Source organism: Microbacterium sp. PF5, assembly GCF_004794315.1.
In the GTDB taxonomy this organism is placed as follows: domain Bacteria; phylum Actinomycetota; class Actinomycetes; order Actinomycetales; family Microbacteriaceae; genus Microbacterium; species Microbacterium sufflavum.
Map to the genome: position 1 here is coordinate 1 of NZ_SSDQ01000134.1, position 296 is coordinate 296.

General features: G+C 70.9%; 1 protein-coding gene. It reads left to right on the forward strand.

The window, feature by feature from the left end; all coding sequences use genetic code 11:
• A partial coding sequence (locus tag DW297_RS12475) for a hypothetical protein (RefSeq protein ID WP_205828292.1) occupies window positions 1-276 on the forward strand: 276 nt, incomplete at its 5' end.
• Between the last annotated feature and the right edge of the window lie 20 nt (window positions 277-296).

Genomic DNA, 296 nt, shown 5'->3' on the forward strand with positions numbered 1-296 from the left:
CCGGTCATGATGCCAGCACGAGACGTGGGGCGAGGAGCGCCGCCGTGCGCGGACCGGGACCGCGTGGAGTACGCCCTGGAACGCGCGCAGCTCAGCTACCACGCCCTTCAGCTCAACGCCACGCGCGGCGACCTGGCCGACGTGAACGGCATCACGGCGGAGTCGCTCGCCGGGCTGGGCGCTGTCCTTCTATCCCGCGATCTGGGCCGTGCCGGCCGACGCCATCACCACCAGCGACCTCTACCTGCTGCCCAGCGGCCAGGTGCAGGTAGGTGAACAGGGTGAGATCGTCGCGC